This is a genomic window from Lysobacter sp. Soil_N_23 (assembly GCF_057656135.1).
Map to the genome: position 1 here is coordinate 50440 of NZ_JBDGKY010000019.1, position 19054 is coordinate 69493.

Genomic DNA, 19054 nt, shown 5'->3' on the forward strand with positions numbered 1-19054 from the left:
GGCAACTGGCGCATACTGAGGGCCGGAGGAGGTGGCCCATGAACGCTCACGATCCCTCACGCCGTGGATTCCTCGGCCGCTTCGCGGCTTTCGTCCTGGCCAGCCTGACCGCGCAGGCCGCGCTGGCGCAGGCCGCAAAGCCCGCCACGCAGCCAGCCGCACTTCCGCCGCTGCCGCTCGACAACCCGCAGGCCAAGGCCCTGGCCTACACCCCGAATGCGGCAGCTGTGAAACATCCGTTATTCAAGCCGGGCAGCGACTGCGCGAACTGCAACTTCTACAAGGGGGCGCCCGGGCAGGCCCATGGCCCGTGCCTGATGTTCCCGCAGCACAGCGTCGCGGCGAAGGGCTGGTGCTCGGCCTGGGCGAAGAAAGCCTGAACGCCGCAGCTGATCGATCAGGTCAGTGCCAGATCCGACCATTCGAAGAAGTGTGCCTCGCCGTCGAAGCACACTTCGATGGTGGTTGGCGTGGTGTCCGGATGGATGCCCACGACCTGGCCGATCTGGTTGAACTGATTGCGGTGGGGGTTGATTACCCGTACGTCGCCACCAACGATCAGGTCGGCATCGGTGAACTGGATCATGACACTGTGTCCGTGTGGATGAAGTCCTGGACAGCGTGTCAAGCGTGCGGGCCGGCTTTCCTGCGCTCGATCAAATTCGCTCGAGAATATGTCGCGCGTCGACCTGTGGTCCTGCTGTCGGGGCACGCGAAACGTGTCAGTCGACTCACACGAAGAGTCTCGGATTTCAGAAATTTCTCATGGAGCCTTTGGGCCGTAGCGGCTCCACTGGTGGCTCCAGTCGTCCGGCGATGATCGGGCCGCGCCGCCGCGATCGTGGCGCTGCGCAAGGACTGAACCACCGGACCTGGACCCTCCCTGGAGCAACGCTCCGTGACCAGAGGTCCACATGCAAACCACAAGATTCAATTCCGCGCTCGCTGGCTGCCTGCTCGTTCTGTCGGCCCTGTTGCTGCTGGCCGGCTGCGAGCGGCGCAGCGTCGATATCGGCCAGGTACCCGGGATCGGCGTGGAAGCGACATCGCCGGCTCCCGCCATTTCACGAATGGGCGGCGAATGGGTCGTCATCACAACGGGGGCCGGCAGAAACGGCGAGAAGGTCGCCAGCTCGTGGTACCTGCTGCGGTTCCGCGCGGACAGCACGGCGAAGCTGCTGTGGGTCACGCCCGGGCACTACGCCCGCGAACGGGTCGCCTACTCGCAGGTCGGCGATGTCGTCACCTTGCGCGGCGCGATTGAAGCACCGCAGGTCAACGGCGTGGCATTCAGGCTCGGCGCGGACGGACGCATGGTTGCCAGCATTCCGGGCATGGGCGGTGGCGACAACCTGTCGTTCACCCACCGCAGCATCGGCTGGCCCTATGTCCACTGGTTGCTGATCTTCGCCGGTCTCGCTGCGGCATTCATGATGTGGCGCCAGTGGAAGTGGTTCACGCCGATCGTGTGCGGGCTGGGCATCGTGGTGATGAGCTTCTACTGGATCAACGAATCCGGTGTCACCTCCGTGTTCCGCTGGGTCAAGCTCTACACGCTGGTGGTGTCGATCTGGTTCTTCTGGTTCGTGCGCTACACACCGTTGCACAAGTACAAGTGGATGCGCTTCCTGGTGGCCGCGATCCTGGCGGTGAACATCCTGGAGGCGGTCGAAGTCGACTTCAAATCTGGCTACATGCCCAACCTGCTCAACGGCGCAGCCGGCATCCTCAACATCCTGGCAATCACCCGCTGGAACGCCATCGGGCCCAACCGCACCGACGTCCGCGACCTGGTGTGGCCGGGCCAGGCCGTGCTGTGGATCATCGCCTACGACATCTGGAACGTGACGTTCTCCTACCTCAACTTCAACGAGTACACCTCCAACAGCATGGCGCTGAACCTGGTGCCGACGCTGATCGCGCTGTGGATCCCCGGCGTATGGGTGGCTGCCCGTGGCACCACGCTGGGGTTCTTCTATCTGTACCTGTTCACCTTCAGTGTGTTCGTGATGGAGAAGGGCTTCGTGCCGATTCCGATCAACGAGACCTCGGCGCTGCTCGTCGCCAGCGCGAGCTTCGGGATCAACCTGGTGCTGTGCGCGCTGGTGTGGAACTGGAAGTTGTTCCAGCGTGGACCGGCGTGGCTGAACTTCGGCCAGTACCGCCACGCCGAGCACATCGACGCCGTGTACGACTCGATCCACGTCGGCCTGGATAAGATCCCGGCGATGGCCGACTATCCGCCCGTCAAGGCGCAGGCGGACGATGCGAACGTGTCCACGTCCGCCGCCAGGTAGCCATTGTGGTGCGACGAAGTCTGGCCGCCGACATGCGGCCAGACTTCAACCAGGCGCAGGTGCGACGCGGCGATCAGCGCCGCGGTTCGCTGCCGCCCATGATCGAGCCGGCCAGCCCGATCAGATCGGAGAAGTCGGTGTCGCCATCGTTATCGCGGTCAAGCACCGCGCCGAGCAGGCCGCCGCCGATGCCGCCCTGCTGGGTGATCGTCTGCTGTTCCTGGCCCAGGGCCTGTTCCAGCGCTTGCGGCGATGCCGGCAACTGGCTCGCCAGCGTGCTGCCGCCGCTGGAGAACACCTGCTTGGCGAGATAGGCCATCACGATCGGGGCGAGCACCTGCAGCAGCGTGCCGGCCTGGCCGCTGCCCAGCCCGGTCGCGGCACCCAGGCCCTGCGCCGCGCCCTGCTGGCGGGCGCCGAAGATGTGGCCGAGGATCTGGCCGCCTGCGCCGGCTCCTCCGCCGCCCATCACCGAGCCGAGCACGCTGCCGAGGTCGAGGCTGGCGTGATCGCGTTCCAGCGCACCGTACAGCGCCTGCGCACCCTGCGGCTGCCCGGCATTGCGGCCGAGCGCACCCAGCAGCAGCGGCAGGGCCGCGGACACTGCTCCGCTGGCCTGCGACGGTGAGAGGCCGAGTTGTTGTCCGATCTGCGCCAGCGGCTGTCCCTGCAGCTGGTTGAGAAGATCATCGGTCAACGAAGTGGTCATTGCGGCAGTCCTTTGGGTGGGGACTGTGATGCTAGCGTTTTGCCGTTCAGTGGCCGTGATGAATTGTTCTCGGTGCGTGCAGTGGGTGCGGCAAGCGCAACGTCCTTGGATCCCCGCCTTCGCGGGGATGACGTTGAGGGGGGCAGGCCGTCATTCCCGCGAAGGCCGGAACCCAGCGACTTCTGCGCGGTGATGTCGCCGGATCCGTCTTCACGGGGATGGCGTGGTTCCTCAGCCCGCTTCCATCGGCTCGTTGCTGCGCTGCGAGGCCGCCGCCGATTCCAGCCCCAGCGCTTTCGCCACGCCGGCACCGTAGGCCGGGTCGGCCTTCGTGCAGTTGCCGATGTGGCGCAGCTTGATGAACTCCGGCGCGTCGCCCATGGCGCGCGCGGTGTTGTCGAACAACACCTGCTGCTGTTCGCGGGTCATCAGGCGGAACAGGTCGCCAGGCTGCTTGTAGTAGTCGGCATCGTCCTCGCGGAAATTCCAGAAGTCGGCGTTGCCGTTGATCTTCAGCGGCGGCTCGCGATATTCGGGCTGTTCCTGCCACTGCTGGTAGCTGTTGGGCTCGTAGTGCAGGGTGCCGCCGTAGTTGCCGTCCACGCGCATCGCGCCGTCGCGGTGGTTGCTGTGCACGGGGCAACGCGCGGCGTTGACCGGGATCTGGTGGTGGTTGACGCCGAGCCGGTAGCGCTGCGCGTCGGAGTAGGCGAACAGGCGCGCCTGCAGCATCTTGTCCGGCGAGATGCTGATGCCAGGCACCAGATTGTTCGGTGCGAAGGCGCTCTGCTCGACGTCGGCGAAGAAGTTCTCCGGATTGCGGTTGAGCTCCATCACGCCCACTTCGATCAGCGGGTAGTCCTTCTTCGGCCAGACCTTGGTCAGATCGAAGGGGTGATACGGCACCTTCTCCGCATCCGATTCCGGCATGACCTGGATATACAGCTTCCACTTCGGGAACTCGCCGCGTTCGATCGCATCGAACAGGTCACGCTGGTGGCTCTCGCGGTCGCTGCCGACGAGCAGCGCGGCTTCGGCATCGGTCAGGTTCTTGATGCCCTGCTGGGTCTTGAAGTGGAACTTGACCCAGCAGCGCTCGTTGGCGGCATTGATGAAGCTGTAGGTGTGCGAGCCGAACCCGTGCATGTGGCGGTAGCTGGCCGGAATGCCGCGGTCGCTCATGACGATGGTGACCTGGTGCAGCGCCTCGGGCAGGCTGGTCCAGAAGTCCCAGTTGTTGCGCGCGCTGCGCAGATTGGTCTTCGGGTCGCGCTTGACCGCCTTGTTGAGGTCGGGGAACTTGCGCGGATCGCGCACGAAGAACACCGGCGTGTTGTTGCCGACCAGGTCCCAGTTGCCTTCCTCGGTATAGAACTTCAGGGCGAAGCCGCGGATGTCGCGCTCGGCGTCGGCGGCGCCACGTTCGCCGGCCACGGTGGTGAAGCGGGCGAACATCTCGGTCTTCTTGCCCACGGCGCTGAAGATCTTCGCGCGCGTGTACTTGCTGATGTCGCCGGTGACGGTGAAGGTACCGAAGGCGCCGGAGCCCTTGGCGTGCATGCGGCGCTCGGGAATGATCTCGCGATTGAGGTTGGCGAGCTTCTCGATCAGCCATACGTCCTGCATCAGTACCGGGCCGCGCGGGCCGGCAGTCATGCTGTTCTGGTTGTCGACAACCGGTGCGCCAAAGGCGGTGGTCAGCGGGGTCTTCTCGGGCTTGTCGGAGGGGTTGCTCATGACGCGTTCCTTCGTGGCTGTGTGGCTACAAGGTAGGCAGGAGTAACGATCAATGAAAATCGTTTCTGGCGAATGACGCGATAGGGGGCGACTATCGACAGTCAGCACATGACGCGCAGTCGTCCGCGTCTCGGTCGCTACGGGCAGTTTTAAACGTTCCGGCGTTCACGCCGCGTCTACACGACGCGGCCCCGCGGCGCGGTCAGGACAGCGACTTGAGCCTGTACAGCGCTTCCAATGCCTGCTTCGGCGTCAGCTCGTCGGGTTCCAGTGATGCCAGTGCATCGAGTGCGGCCGACGAGGGCGAGAACAGGCCGAACTGCTGCGGTGCATCCAGTGCGACCGGTGCCAGCGAGGGCATCGGTGCGTCGCGACTTTGCTGTTCCAGTTCGGCCAGTCGTCCACGCGCCTGTTGTACGACCGCCTTCGGCAGGCCGGCCAGCGCCGCCACCTGCAGACCGAAGCTGCGATCGGCCGGGCCATCCTTGACCGCATGCATGAACACCAGCTGGTCGCCGTGCTCGACCGCATCGAGGTGGACGTTGGCGATGCCGCTGCCGGGCTCGGCCAGCGTGGTCAGTTCGAAGTAGTGCGTGGCGAACAGCGTGTAGGCGCGATTGTGGTGCGCCAGGTGCCGCGCGCAGGCCTCGGCCAGGGCCAGGCCGTCGTAGGTCGAGGTGCCGCGTCCGATCTCGTCCATCAGTACCAGCGACTGCGCGGTGGCGTGGTGGAGGATGTAGCTGGTCTCGCTCATCTCGACCATGAAGGTCGATTGCCCGCGCGCCAGGTCATCGCCGGCGCCGATGCGGGTGAGGATGCGGTCGATCGGGCCGATGGTCGCGCGCGAGGCAGGCACGAAGCTGCCGGTGTGGGCGAGCAGCACGATCAGCGCGTTCTGACGCATGTAGGTGGATTTACCGCCCATGTTCGGGCCGGTGATGACCAGCATGCGGCGGTCTTCGCCCAGGACCAGGTCGTTGGGCTCGAACGGATCGCTGCGCACGGCCTCGACCACGGGATGGCGGCCGCGCTCGATGTGCAGCCCCGGTTCGTCACCCAGGGTCGGTGCGATCCAGTCGAGCGACTGCGCGCGTTCTGCGAAACAGCACAGAACGTCCAGTTCGGCCAGCGCCCCGGCGCAGCGCTTGAGCGGTTCCAGTCGCTCGTTCAGCACGTCGAGCAGCTGTTCGTAGAGCAGGCGCTCGCGACTGAGCGAGCGCTCGCGCGCCGACAGTACCTTGTCCTCGAACTGCTTGAGCTCTTCGGTGATGTAGCGCTCGGCGCCGGTCAGGGTCTGGCGGCGGGTGTAGTGGGTCGGCGCCTTGTCGGCCTGGCCCTTGCTGATCTCGATGTAGTAACCGTGCACGCGGTTGTAGCCGACCTTGAGCGTGGCGATGCCGCTGCTGGCGCGCTCGCGTGCTTCGAGGTCGATCAGGAACTGGTCGGCATGCGTCGACAGCGTGCGCAGTTCGTCCAGCTCGGCGTCGTAGCCCTCGGCGAACACGCCGCCGTCGCGGGCTAGCACCGGTGGCTGCGTCACGATCGCCGACTGCAGCAGGTGCGCGTGCTCGTCGTGCTCGCCCAGTTCCGCCGCCAGCGCGGCCAGGTGCGGCGAATCCAGCGGGGCCAGTTCGGCGCGGACGTCCGGCAGCATCCCCAGGCCGTCGCGCAGCGTCGACAGATCGCGCGGGCGGGCGCTGCGCAGGGCGATGCGGGAGAGGATGCGTTCGAGGTCGCCGAGCGCGCGGAAACGCTCGCGCAGGACATCGCCGGCGCGCGAATCGAGCAGTGTCGCCACGGCCTGCTGGCGCAGGCGCAGCGGCGTGCGCTCACGCAGCGGACGATGCAGCCAGCGCCGCAACAGGCGGCCGCCCATCGGCGTGATGGTCGAATCGAGCACGCCGAGCAGGGTGTGGCGATGGTCGCCGTCGAGGCGGCTGTCGATTTCCAGGTGGCGGCGGGTCGCGGCATTCATCGCGATCGCGCCGTCGCCGGATTCGATCGCGATCGAGGTCAGGTGCGGCAGGCGCTGCTTCTGGGTCTCTTCGACGTAGCCGAGCAGGGCCGCGGCGGCGGCGATCGACAACGGCTTGTCTTCCAGGCCGAAGCCGGACAGGTCGTGCAGGTTGAAGAAGCGCAGCAGCTGGCGGCGGCCGCTGTCGGCGTCGAACAGCCACGGCGCGCGTCGGCGCAGGCCGGTGCGTTCGGCCACGAAGGGCGCCCAGCCGTCCTCGTCGGCGATCAGGGTCTCGGCCGGCTCCAGGCGGGCCAACTCGGCTTCGAGGGCGTCCTCATTGGCCACTTCGTTGACCAGGAAGCGGCCGCCGGCGAGGTCGGCCCAGGCCAGGCCGTACCCGGACTTCCCGCGGGCAATCGTCAGCAGGAGGGTGTCGCGGCGCTCGTTGAGCAGCGCTTCGTCGGTGACGGTGCCGGGAGTGACGATCCGTACCACCTTGCGCTCGACGATGCCCTTGGCCAGGGCCGGGTCGCCGATCTGCTCGCAGATCGCCACCGATTCGCCCAGCGCCACCAGCCGTGCCAGATAGCCTTCGGCCGAGTGATGCGGGACGCCGGCCATCGGGATCGGCTGGCCACCGGACTGGCCGCGCTGGGTCAGGGTGATGTCGAGCAGGCGCGCGGCCTTGCGCGCGTCGTCGAAGAACAGCTCGTAGAAATCGCCCATGCGGAAAAACATCAGCACGTCCGGATGCTCCGCCTTGGCGGCGAAAAACTGCTTCATCAGGGGCGTGTGCTCGGGCGGCCGATCGGCTGAACTCATGGATCGTGGATCTTCGTATGCGTGCGGGAGGGCCGGCGGCGGAGGGCCGGCGAGGGAGGTCGCTAGGCTATCAGCCGGGGGCTGATTCCGGACCCCGTTGCCTGTAGGGCAAATCCGTGCTCGGCCGGCGTGGCGCCGTCATTCCCGCGCAGGCGGGAACCCAGCGACTCGAAGCTGGCAGGGAAGCGGCCGCCAGGACGCTGGGTCGCCGCCTGCGCGGGGATGGCGGGTTCCTGGCCTCAACCGGCATCGCCCTGCTGCACCGCCACATGGGCTGCCTCCCGAACATGTTACGTTTCCGTTGCCGTTCGCTGCCGTATGCCCATCGGGACACGTGCCGAGTCTGGATGGGGGTGTCGCCGGTCGCGCCAAAAGGGGGCGTGTGCATTGGCTGTGGGTCGGACGCCGTACATCCAATAACTCGAGGGGAGGGGACGCGATGGTTTCGTGCAAGCCAGTTGTTTCAGTGGGCACCACAAAGAACGTGGCCAGGAAGCTGCTTGCGCTCGCGATCGCGACGACGCTCGCGACGCCAGTCTGGTCGGTCCAGGCCCAGGCCCAGGAGGCCGCAGCGGCCCCGGTCCTGCAGAGCGGCCAGCTGAAGAAGGACGAAGAGCCCACGACACTGGCCGCATTGACGGTCACGGCGCAAAAGCGCGAAGAAGCGCTTCAGGACGTGCCGATCGCCATCACCGCCTTGCCCGAGCAGCTTCTGCAGGACACCGGCGTGCGTGACGTCAAGGACCTGCAGGTGCTGGTGCCTGGGTTGACCGTCACCAGCACCCAGAGTGAAGCCCAGACCACCGCCCGCATCCGCGGCATCGGCACGGTCGGCGACAACGCCGGCCTGGAATCGTCGGTCGGTGTGGTCATCGACGGTGTGTACCGGCCGCGCAACGGCGTCGGCTTCGGCGACCTTGGCGAAATCGAGCGCATCGAAGTACTGAAGGGCCCGCAGGGCACCGTGTTCGGCAAGAACACCTCCGCCGGCGTGATCAACGTGATCACCAAGCGCCCGCATTACCTCACCCAGGTCGAAGGCGAGTTGACGGTCGGCAACTACAACGCAGTCGGCGTCGCAGGCTCGCTCAACGTGCCGCTCAACGACATGTCGGCGTTCCGCGTCTACGCCGCCAAGCGCAAGCGCGACGGCTTCACCGACGTGCACACCGGCGCCGGCCCGCGCGTGGAGACCGAAGACGGCGACCAGAACTTCCACACCCTGCGCGGCCAGTTGTTGCTGGAGCCGACCGACAACCTCGACATCAATTTCATCGCCGACTTCACCAGTCGCGAGGAGAACTGCTGCGTCGGCGTGACGACCGTGCGCGGCGCCACGGGCGACATCGTCAATGCCCTGTCGCCGGACGAAGGCGTGGCGCCAGTGGCCGATCCGTTCGCGCGGGTCGCCTGGAGCAACCGCAGCACCAAGCAGGACATCAAGGACAAGGGCGTCGCCGCCGAGGTCAACTGGATCACGCCGTGGTTCGACGGCGCGACGTTGACCTCGATCACCGCCTGGCGCGAGTGGGATTCGATCAACGGCCTGGATTTCGATTTCAGCAGTGCCGACATCCTCTTCCGCAACGGCGAAGAGGACGAATCGCTGACCGGGTTCGAGACCTTCACCCAGGAGTTCCGCCTGACCGGCGCCAGCGACAGCATCGACTGGATGGTGGGGTTGTTCTATTCCGACGAAGACCTCGACCGCAACGAGACCTACCGCATCGGCAATGCCTACGAGCCGTACCTGTCGGTAGCGCTGCTGTCGATGATCAACCCGGCGCTGGGCCGCAGCCCGACCGCTCCGCTGTTCCTGTCGCAGGCGAGCGGCCGGCCGTTCGGCACGGTGTTCGCCGGCTTCGGTGCTGATGACGTCTACAAGCAGAACGCCAAGAGCGCGGCCATCTTCACCAACAACACCTGGCACGCGACCGACGCGCTCGACCTGACCCTCGGCCTGCGCTACACCCGTGAGGAGAAAGAGCTCGATTCGGCCTACAGCAATCCCAATGGCAGCCCGGGCTGCGCGGCGATGCTCGGGCCGGGTGGACAGCAACGCGTGGCGGCGGCGCTGCTCGCGCGCGGCGTGCCGCAGGCGGCGTTGCCGACGGTGATCCCGCAGGTGATCGGCTTCTCCTGCCTGCCGTGGGCCAACCCGCTGCACAACGGCCGCGTCACGCACCAGGAGAGCGAAGAGAAGGAATGGTCCGGCACGCTCAAGGCCGCGTACCGCTGGAACGAGCACTGGATGGGTTACGCCTCGGCCGCGCGCGGCTACAAGGCCGGCGGCTTCAACCTCGACCGCGTGCAGTCCAATACCGGGCTGTCCAGCGGTGGCTCGGGCATCGTGCCGGTGAACGACACCTCGTTCCCTGGCGAGTTCGTCGACAGCTACGAGCTCGGCGCCAAGACCACCTGGAACGAAGGCAACCTGCTGCTCAACGCCACGCTGTTCCACCAGACCTACGAGGATTTCCAGCTCAACAGCTTCCTGGGCACCAGCTTCGTGGTGCGTTCGATCCCGGAGGTCGTGTCCAAGGGCATCGACACCGAGGTGCTGTGGCAGGCCACGCGCGGGCTGATGGTGCAAGGTGGCGTGACCTACGCCGATACCCGTTACGGCGACAACATTCCCGGCGGCGATTTCGTCGCGCCCACCGGCGCGCTGTACAAGTTGCCGGGCAGCCGGGTGAGCTTCGCGCCGTACTGGTCGACATCGGCCTCGGTGACCTACGACTATCCGTTCGCCGGTGACCTTCTGGCGCGCTTCAACCTCGGCGCCAAGTACATGTCCGAGTACAACACCGGCTCGGACCTGGACGTGGAGAAGGTCCAGGAAGGCTTCACCGTGGTCAATGCACGCATCGGCATCGGCAAACAGAACAGGAACTGGATGGTCGAGCTGTGGGCGCTCAACCTCACCGACGAGGACTATGTCCAGGTCGGCTTCGACGCACCGCTGCAGAACGTGTCGCCGGCGCCGAACAATCCGTTCAACTCGTTCAACGGATTCCTCGGCGCGCCGCGCACGTATGGCATGACGTTGCGGATCCTGTACTGAGGGCGTGATCCCTTCTCCCGCGTGCGGGAGAAGGTGCCCGAAGGGCGGATGAGGGCGCTTTTGCTCAGCGGTGCTCCTGCCCTCACCCCAACCCCTCTCCCGCAAGCGGGAGAGGGGCTTCATGGTTGCAGCCTCTGCGCCGTCACAACTTGCGGCTATCATGCCGGCATGAAAAACGACGTCTCCGATGCCGCCCTGCATCGCCTCGCCGAACTGGTGGGCGAAGCGGCCCGCAACCACCGCCAGACCCTGGTGACCGCCGAAAGCTGCACCGGCGGCTGGATCGCCAAGATGCTCACCGACATTCCCGGCTCCTCGAACTGGTTCGAGGCGGGCATGGCCGCGTACAGCTACGAGGCCAAGCAGGCGCTGCTTGGCGTGCGCCCGCAAACACTCGAACAACACGGTGCGGTCAGCCGCGACACGGTGATCGAGATGGTGTCCGGCGCGCTCGTGCATTCCGGCGCGACGCTGGCGGTCGCCGTGACTGGCATCGCCGGCCCCGGTGGCGGCACCGAGGACAAGCCGGTCGGCACGGTGTGGATCGCCTGGAAGCGGCGCGGCGGTTACCCGACCGCGGTGACCTTCCATTTCGACGGCGACCGCGACGACGTGCGCCGGCAGACGGTGGCCGCGGCATTGCACGGCCTCGCCGAGCTGATGGCCTGACCGGTGCCTGACCGGTTCCGGGTAGGAGCGAGCTTGCTCGCGATCCACGCGACAGGCGGCGGCCAGGCGGATCGCGAGCAAGCTCGCTCCTACGATGACGGAAGGGCTTGACGGCGGGAAAAGTCCGTTAGTAGTATTGCTACTAATGGACATCACCGACACCCAGCGCGCCATCCTCACCCTGATCGCCGAGCGGATCGAAGCCGAGGGCGTGCCGCCCTCGCAGACCGAGATCGCCCGCGCCATGGGCTTCAGCAGCGTGCGCGCGGCCCAGTACCACCTCGAGGCACTCGAGCAGGCCGGCGCGATCCAGCGCGTGCCGGGCCGGGCCCGCGGCATCCGCCTGGTGGCACCGCTGGTGGAGATGGCCGACGCGGTCGCTGTGCAGGCGATCGACCCCGCCGCCGATCACGCCGCCATCTCCGACGATGCCCTGCGCCTGCCGGTGCTGGGGCAGGTCGCTGCCGGCCGGCCGATCGGCGCCGACATCGGCTCCGACGATTTCGTCCTGCTCGATCGCGTGTTCTTCTCGCCGACCCCCGACTACCTGCTCAAGGTCAAGGGCGACTCGATGCGCGACGAGGGCATCTTCAACGGCGACCTGATCGGCGTGCACCGCACCCGTGACGCCCGCTCGGGTCAGATCGTGGTCGCGCGCATCGACGACGAGATCACCGTCAAGCTGCTCAAGATCGGCAAGGACCGCATCCGCCTGCTGCCGCGCAATCCGGACTACGCGCCGATCGAGGTCGAACCCGACCAGGATTTCGCCATCGAAGGTCTGTACTGCGGGCTGGTAAGGCCGAATCGATGAGCGCCTCCAGGGGCCGGACGTCGATGGCTGGGATATTCCAGCCACGCGATGCGGCCTTCCCCCACCATCCCCTTCGGAGTGCGCCAATGCCCACCGCTTCCCTGATCGAACAGATTTGCAGTCCACGCACGGGAGTCTCAGTCCGTGCGACCTGCCAAGCCTAAGTTGTCCCCGACACGAATGCCGTCATCACGGCAATACGACCAACACGACCTCAAGGACTCCACGATGGACGAGAACAAGAAGCGCGCCCTTTCGGCCGCCCTGGGCCAGATCGAGAAGCAGTTCGGCAAGGGCTCGGTGATGCGCATGGGCGACCGCGTGGCGGAGCCGGCCGAGGTCATCGGCACCGGTTCGCTGATGCTCGACATCGCCCTGGGTATCGGCGGCCTGCCCAAGGGCCGCGTCGTCGAGATCTACGGTCCTGAGTCCTCGGGCAAGACCACACTGACCCTGCAGACCATCGCCGAGTGCCAGAAGCTGGGCGGCACCGCGGCCTTCGTCGACGCCGAGCACGCGCTCGACCCGACCTACGCCTCCAAGCTCGGCGTCAACGTCGACGACCTGCTGGTCAGCCAGCCCGACACCGGCGAGCAGGCCCTGGAAATCGCCGACATGCTGGTGCGTTCGGGCGCGGTCGACATGGTCGTGATCGACTCGGTCGCCGCGCTGACCCCGCGCGCCGAAATCGAAGGCGAGATGGGGGACCAACTGCCCGGCCTGCAGGCCCGCCTGATGAGCCAGGCGCTGCGCAAGCTGACCGGCAACATCAAGCGCTCCAACTGCATGGTGATCTTCATCAACCAGCTGCGCATGAAGATCGGCGTGATGATGCCGGGCCAGAGCCCGGAAACCACCACCGGCGGCAATGCGCTGAAGTTCTACGCCTCCGTGCGCCTCGACATCCGCCGCATCGGTGCGATCAAGAAGGGCGACGAGATCATCGGCAACCAGACCCGCATCAAGGTGGTCAAGAACAAGCTGGCGCCGCCGTTCAAGCAGGTCGTCACCGAGATCCTGTACGGCGAGGGCATCTCGCGCGAAGGCGAGCTGATCGACATGGGCGTGGACGCCAAGCTGGTCGAGAAGTCCGGCGCCTGGTACAGCGCCTACGACGAGCGCATCGGCCAGGGCAAGGAGAATGCCCGCCAGTACCTCAAGGACAACCCCGAGATCGCCAAGCGCCTGGAAGCTGCGCTGCGCGAGAAGTTCGTGGCCACCGATGCCCGACGCGACGAAGGCGGCGACGATGCCGTCGTCGAAGACTGAGCGGACTGCAAGGAAAGGGTAGGCGGCGATGCACGGCTACTTGCCAGATGAAGGCGCGCCACATGACGGCGCGCCACACGATGACGTGACGGGCAGCGGTTCCGGAGGCGACGACCGCGGTGGTGCCGCTTCCGGCGCCGCCCGACGCCGCGGACGTCCAGAGCAGACGCCGTTGCAGCGGGCGCTGGGCCTGCTGGCCCGGCGCGAGCATTCCCGCAAGGAGCTCAGCCGCAAGCTGACCTCGCGCGGGCTGAACGCCGGCGACGTCGAGGCCGCCGTCGGCCGGCTGGCGGGCGAGGGTTGGCAGGACGACAAGCGCTTCGCCGAAAGCCTGGTCCGCAGCCGTGCCGGCAGTGGCTATGGGCCGGTCCGGATCCGCGCCGAGCTGGCCACCCACGGACTGGACCGCGAGGCCGTCGCCCGGGCCATGGAGACCTACGAGGGCGACTGGGCCGAGAACGCCCGCGAGCTGGTCCAGCGCCGGTTTGGCCCCGGGGTGACCGAAGAATTGAACCTGCGGCGCAAGGCCGCGGATTTCCTGATGCGGCGGGGCTTCGACGGCGCCAGCGTGCGCGCCGCTACCCGTTTCGATCCGGACGACTGACGTAGGAGCGAGCTTGCTCGCGATGGGGCACCGCTGCCGCCTGCCGGGTCGCGAGCAAGCTCGCTCCTACAAGGGTCCGGCAAGGGCCGAGGCGGGGCTGGCTCTGCGCAGAGATGGCGCCGTCCTGTTAACCTAACCGGCTTTCGGGTCCTGGGTTGCCTGCTCCTGTCGACGCCCCCATCGTGAGGGGCATGGGCCGGTCCGCCCAGGCCGGTCCCGTCACAGACTCCGCGCGCAGGCATGAAGAACCCGCATCACATCAGCACCAGCGAAATCCGCAGCGATTTCCTCGAATTCTTCCGTGGCAAGGGCCACACGATCGTGCCGTCGGCGCCGCTGGTGCCGGCCAACGATCCGACGTTGCTGTTCACGAACTCGGGCATGGTCCAGTTCAAGAACGTCTTCCTCGGCAGCGAGAAGCCCGGCTACGTGCGCGCGGCCGACGTGCAGCGCTGCCTGCGTGCCGGCGGCAAGCACAACGACCTCGACCAGGTCGGTTACACCGCCCGCCACCACACCTTCTTCGAGATGCTGGGCAACTGGTCGTTCGGCGACTACTTCAAGGACGACGCGATCGCGTGGGCCTGGGAGCTGCTGACCAAGGTCTGGAAGCTGCCGGCCGAGCGCCTGCTGGTCACGGTCTACCACACCGATGACGAGGCCTATGGCATCTGGAACCAGAAGATGGGCATTCCGGCCGAGCGCATCATCCGCATCGGCGACAACAAGGGCGCGCCATATGCGTCCGACAATTTCTGGCAGATGGCCGACACCGGTCCCTGCGGCCCGTGCACGGAAATCTTCTACGACCACGGCGACCACATCGCCGGCGGCCCGCCGGGTTCCCCGGACGAGGACGGCGACCGTTTCATCGAGATCTGGAACCTGGTCTTCATGCAGTTCGACCGCCAGCCCGACGGCACTCTGGTGCCGTTGCCGGCGCCGTGCGTCGACACCGGCATGGGCCTGGAGCGCCTGGCCGCCGTGCTGCAGGGCGTGCATGGCAATTACGAGATCGACCTGTTCCGCCACCTGATCGCCAAGGCCGCCGAGTTCACCTCGACCGCCGACCTGGGCAACAAGTCGCTGCGTGTGATCGCCGATCACATCCGCGCGTGTTCGTTCCTGATCGTCGACGGCGTGCTGCCGAGCAATGAGGGCCGCGGCTACGTGCTGCGCCGGATCATCCGTCGCGCCCTGCGCCACGGCTGGATGCTGGGCCAGAAGGGTCCGTTCTTCAGCCGCATGGTCGCGCCGCTGGTCGAGGTGATGGGCGATGCCTATCCGGAACTGACCGCCAAGCGCGAGTTCGTCGAGCGCGCGCTGCTGGCCGAGGAAGAGCGCTTCGCCGAAACGCTCGACTCGGGCATGCGCATTTTCGACGAAGTCGCTTCGCGCTCGAACGGAGTGATTCCCGGTGCCGACGCGTTCCGCCTGTATGACACCTATGGATTCCCGGTCGACCTGACTGCCGACATCGCGCGCGAGCGCGGCCTGTCGGTCGACATGGCCGGCTTCGACCAGTCGATGGACGAACAGCGCCGCAAGGCGCGCGAGGCCGGCAAGTTCGGCAACGCCACCACGATGCCGGCCGAGCTGGCCGCGCAGCTGTCGCCGACCCGGTTCCTGGGCTACGACGAACTCGGTGCGCAGGACCTGGAAGTGCTGGCCCTGCTCAAGGACGGCCGCCCGGTCGACCAGATCGACGCCGGCGACGACGCGGTGGTGATCCTCGATCGCACGCCGTTCTACGCCGAAAGCGGCGGCCAGGTGGGCGATACCGGCGATATCGAAGCCGGTGCGGCGCGCTTCGCCGTGCGCGATACGCAGAAATTCGCCGGCCAGTTCCATGGTCACGTCGGCAACCTCGCCAGTGGCTCGCTCAAGCGCGGCGATCGCGTAAGCGCCAGCGTCGATGCGGTGCGTCGTGCTGCAACCGTGCTCAACCACTCGGCGACGCACCTGCTGCATTCCGCACTGCGCAGCGTGCTTGGCGACCATGTCACCCAGAAGGGTTCGCTGGTCGCCCCCGATCGCCTGCGTTTCGACTTCGCCCACTTCGCTCCGGTCAGTGCCGGCGACCTGGCCGAGATCGAGCGTCGCGTGAATGCCGAAGTGCGCCGCAACCACGCCGCCGAAGTGCACCACATGGGCATGCAGGAAGCGCTCGATTTCGGCGCGATGGCGCTGTTCGGCGAAAAGTACGGCGATGAAGTGCGCGTGCTGCGCATGGGCGATACCTCGACCGAACTGTGCGGCGGCACGCACGTGTCGCGCACCGGCGACATCGGTCTGTTCAAGATCGTGTCCGAGGGCGGCGTCTCCGCGGGCGTGCGTCGCATCGAGGCACTGACCGGGCAGGGCGCGCTGGACTTTGTCGCCGAGGAAGAGCGTCGTCTCGACGAAGCCGCCAGCCTCTTGGGCGGCAACGCCGCCGACGTCGCCGACAAGCTGCGCAGCCTGCTCGACCGGCAGAAGAAGCTCGAGCGCGAGCTCGAGTCGATCAAGGCCAAGGCCGCCTCCGGCGCGACGTCCGACCTGGGCGCTTCGGCGGCGCAGGTCGGTGCGATCAAGGTCGTGGCCACGCGGCTGGAGGGTTTCGACGCCAAGGCGCTGCGCGATGCGGTCGACCGCCTCAAGCAGCAGCTCGGCGACAGCGTGATCGTGCTGGCCGGCACCAGCGACGGCAAGGCGGCCCTGGTCGCCGGCGTCAACGGCGCCGCGGCCGGCAAGGTCAAGGCCGGGGAACTCCTGGCGCACGTGGCCAGTCAGATCAATGGCAAGGGCGGCGGCCGCGCCGACATGGCCCAGGGCGGCGGCGATGATGGCCCGGCGCTGGTCCAGGCGCTGGCGGGTGTCGCCGGCTGGGTCGAAGGCAAGCTTAGCTGAACGAGAAATGTGACCTTCTGCGGTTGCGGTCACGTTTGACCGGCCGCTAATATGGTTCACGTTTGTGTACAGAACTGGAGGCGCTCCCGGGAGCGCCCATTTGCCGGCGGTGGACCTGCCGGCCATAGGAGATGTTAGATGCTGATCCTGACGCGTCGCGTCGGTGAGACCCTGATGATCGGCGACTCGGTGACTGTCACCGTGCTCGGCGTCAAGGGCAACCAGGTGCGTATCGGAATTACTGCACCGAAAGATGTCGCTGTGCACCGCGAAGAGATCTACCAGCGAATCCAGCGCGGTGAAGAACCCGCTGACGATGCGGGCAAGAACACCGACGGCTGACATAAATTGTTTGCCGTGCGCGGGGCGAGCCGTTATGCTTTGCGCCCGCGCCGAACCGAGTTGTCTTGGTTCGGAGCTTTTCCGAGTTTTTCTCGGAGACTTGCCCGAGAGGCCGAAGGGGCTCCCCTGCTAAGGGAGTATGGGGTCAAAAGCTCCATCGAGGGTTCGAATCCCTCAGTCTCCGCCAGTTCCACCGGCGAGGCCCGGGTTCCGCAGGAAGTGCAATGCACCCCTGAGAACGCGTCGACATGGATGGCTCCATGCGATGCGGGGAACCGCGGATTTCGCCAACCGCGAAACACCTTCGGGCGTTTTGCGGGACCTGAAGATCCTCGCCAGCAGCGAGTGAATCGACAGGAAAATGTTCGAAAAATGTTTGACGAATCGAAATCGAGCCGTCATAATTTTTCAACTCAGCGCCCGTAGCTCAGCTGGATAGAGCACCAGGCTACGAACTTGGTGGTCGGGAGTTCGAATCTCTCCGGGCGCGCCACACAAGAAAGCGAAGGGCCGATGGGAAACCATCGGCCCTTTTGCTTTGTGTTACATGCGGCCGATGGGAAACCATCGGCCCTTTTGCTTTGTAGTCGGGCGGCCCTCATCCGCCTGCCGGCACCTTCTCCCGCACGCGGGAGAAGGGCATGAGCCGGACGCTGCATCTGCGTTATCAGCCCCTCTCCCGCACGCGGGTGAAGGGCATGAGCCCGACGGTGCCTCTGCGTTATCAGCCCCTCTCCCGCACGCGGGAGAGGGGTTGGGGTGAGGGCAATTTTCGCAAGCAACGGCAAATGGATCCCGGCGTTCGCCGGGATGACGGTGAACTGCGCGATTACGCGTACTGGCGGGCCGGCACGGCTGCGCCGAGGTGGTAGTAGTCGCGATACCAGCGCACGAAGTTCTCCACGCCTTGCTCGACGGTGAACTGCGGGCTGTAGCCCATGTCGTGGGCGAGATCGCTGCAGTCGGCTTCGGTCGACGGGACGTCGCCTGCCTGCAGCGGAAGCATCTGCAAGGTCGCCTTGCGTCCCAGGCATTGCTCCAGCACTTCGATGTAGCGCAGCAGTTCCACGCTTTCGCGGCTGCCGATGTTGTACAGGCGGTACGGGGCGACACCGCTGCTGGCCGGGTCCGGCGTTTCGCCGCGCCAGGCATCGTCTCGTGTCGGGATCCGGTCGAGTGCGCGCACCACGCCGGCGACGATGTCGTCGATGTAGGTGAAGCTGCGCTTGTGCCGGCCATGGTTGAACACCGGAACCGGTTCGCCGGCGAGGATGGCCCTGGTGAACAGGAACAGCGCCATGTCCGGACGGCCCCACGGGCCGTAGACGGTGAAGAAGCGCAGGCCAGTGCTCGGGATTCCGTACAGATGCGCGTAGCTGTGCGCCATCTGCTCGTTGGCCTTCTTGGTCGCCGCGTACAGCGTCAGCGGGTGCTCGCTGGGCTGGTGCTCGGAGAAGGGCATCGAGGTGTTGGCGCCGTACACCGAACTGGTGGAGGCGAATACCAGGTGCTCGCTGCCGTGGCGGCGGCAGCCCTCCAGTATGTGCAGGAAACCGGTGACGTTGCTGCTGACGTAGACGTGAGGGTTCTCCGCGGCATAACGCACGCCCGCCTGTGCGGCCAGGTGCACCACCCGTTGCGGACGATGGCGCTCGAACGCGGCTTCGACGGCGTCGCGGTCGGCCAGGTCGGCGTGCAGGTGCGTGTAGCGGGGATGGCTCAGGAAGCGCGCCAGTCGCGCCTTCTTCAGGCCGACGTCGTAGTAGTTGTTGAGGTTGTCGAACCCCACCACTTCGTCACCGCGTCGCAGCAGTTCCAATGCGACGTGCGAGCCGATGAATCCAGCCGTGCCGGTAACGAGGACCTTCATCGCAGTGGATC

General features: G+C 66.4%; 14 protein-coding genes and 2 tRNA genes. 11 read left to right on the forward strand and 5 right to left on the reverse strand.

Annotation, left to right across the window (positions count from 1 at the left end):
* The first annotated feature begins 38 nt into the window (after window positions 1-38).
* Window positions 39-380 (forward strand): high-potential iron-sulfur protein, encoded by a 342-nt coding sequence (locus AC3A3X_RS14035; RefSeq protein WP_487583638.1) that lies wholly within the window; start codon window positions 39-41, stop codon window positions 378-380.
* Window positions 381-397: 17 nt separating this feature from the next.
* Here AC3A3X_RS14035 and AC3A3X_RS14040 read toward each other — a convergent pair whose 3' ends face one another.
* Window positions 398-586 carry a hypothetical protein gene (locus AC3A3X_RS14040; protein ID WP_487583639.1) on the reverse strand — a complete coding sequence of 63 codons (189 nt, stop codon included), beginning with the start codon at window positions 584-586 and terminating at the stop codon, window positions 398-400.
* 328 nt (window positions 587-914) lie between these two features.
* Between AC3A3X_RS14040 and AC3A3X_RS14045 the strand changes: the two genes are divergently transcribed.
* Complete coding sequence (locus AC3A3X_RS14045; protein WP_487583640.1) at window positions 915-2297, forward strand: DUF5692 family protein; 1383 nt, start codon at window positions 915-917, stop codon at window positions 2295-2297.
* Between the two features lie 73 nt (window positions 2298-2370).
* On the opposite strand, the gene AC3A3X_RS14050 is transcribed toward AC3A3X_RS14045, so the two are convergent.
* The 3 genes from AC3A3X_RS14050 to mutS form a co-directional block, all read right to left on the reverse strand.
* Window positions 2371-3006, reverse strand: a complete 636-nt coding sequence (locus AC3A3X_RS14050; protein ID WP_487583641.1) for a DUF937 domain-containing protein — start codon at window positions 3004-3006, stop codon at window positions 2371-2373.
* A gap of 231 nt (window positions 3007-3237) precedes the next feature.
* Window positions 3238-4743: a catalase gene (locus AC3A3X_RS14055; protein ID WP_487583642.1), complete on the reverse strand. Its 1506-nt coding sequence runs from the start codon at window positions 4741-4743 to the stop codon at window positions 3238-3240.
* A gap of 202 nt (window positions 4744-4945) precedes the next feature.
* Window positions 4946-7522 carry a DNA mismatch repair protein MutS gene (gene mutS, locus AC3A3X_RS14060; protein ID WP_487583643.1) on the reverse strand — a complete coding sequence of 859 codons (2577 nt, stop codon included), beginning with the start codon at window positions 7520-7522 and terminating at the stop codon, window positions 4946-4948.
* A gap of 484 nt (window positions 7523-8006) precedes the next feature.
* Here mutS and AC3A3X_RS14065 point away from each other — a divergent pair, with 484 nt between their 5' ends.
* From AC3A3X_RS14065 to AC3A3X_RS14105, 9 genes are all read left to right on the forward strand, one after another.
* The gene (locus AC3A3X_RS14065; RefSeq protein ID WP_487583644.1) at window positions 8007-10586 is read left to right on the forward strand and encodes a TonB-dependent receptor; all 2580 of its coding nucleotides are present in this window, start codon (window positions 8007-8009) and stop codon (window positions 10584-10586) included.
* A gap of 168 nt (window positions 10587-10754) precedes the next feature.
* Window positions 10755-11255 (forward strand): CinA family protein, encoded by a 501-nt coding sequence (locus AC3A3X_RS14070; RefSeq protein ID WP_487583645.1) that lies wholly within the window; start codon window positions 10755-10757, stop codon window positions 11253-11255.
* 145 nt (window positions 11256-11400) lie between these two features.
* Entirely contained in the window at window positions 11401-12069 is a 669-nt protein-coding gene (gene lexA / locus AC3A3X_RS14075; RefSeq protein ID WP_487583646.1) for a transcriptional repressor LexA, read from the forward strand.
* A 228-nt stretch (window positions 12070-12297) separates the two neighbouring features.
* Window positions 12298-13338, forward strand: a complete 1041-nt coding sequence (gene recA / locus AC3A3X_RS14080; RefSeq protein WP_487583647.1) for a recombinase RecA — start codon at window positions 12298-12300, stop codon at window positions 13336-13338.
* Window positions 13339-13366: 28 nt separating this feature from the next.
* On the forward strand, window positions 13367-13942 hold the full coding sequence (recX, locus tag AC3A3X_RS14085; protein WP_487583648.1) for a recombination regulator RecX: 576 nt from the start codon (window positions 13367-13369) through the stop codon (window positions 13940-13942).
* Between the two features lie 240 nt (window positions 13943-14182).
* On the forward strand, window positions 14183-16831 hold the full coding sequence (gene alaS, locus AC3A3X_RS14090) for an alanine--tRNA ligase (protein WP_487583649.1): 2649 nt from the start codon (window positions 14183-14185) through the stop codon (window positions 16829-16831).
* A 138-nt stretch (window positions 16832-16969) separates the two neighbouring features.
* Complete coding sequence (gene csrA, locus AC3A3X_RS14095) at window positions 16970-17173, forward strand: carbon storage regulator CsrA (protein ID WP_200604816.1); 204 nt, start codon at window positions 16970-16972, stop codon at window positions 17171-17173.
* A 94-nt stretch (window positions 17174-17267) separates the two neighbouring features.
* A tRNA-Ser gene (locus AC3A3X_RS14100) sits at window positions 17268-17360 on the forward strand.
* A 229-nt stretch (window positions 17361-17589) separates the two neighbouring features.
* Window positions 17590-17666 (forward strand) — tRNA-Arg (locus AC3A3X_RS14105).
* A gap of 336 nt (window positions 17667-18002) precedes the next feature.
* Here AC3A3X_RS14105 and AC3A3X_RS14110 read toward each other — a convergent pair.
* Entirely contained in the window at window positions 18003-19043 is a 1041-nt protein-coding gene (locus AC3A3X_RS14110) for an NAD-dependent epimerase (protein WP_487583650.1), read from the reverse strand.
* Window positions 19044-19054: the final 11 nt, after the last annotated feature.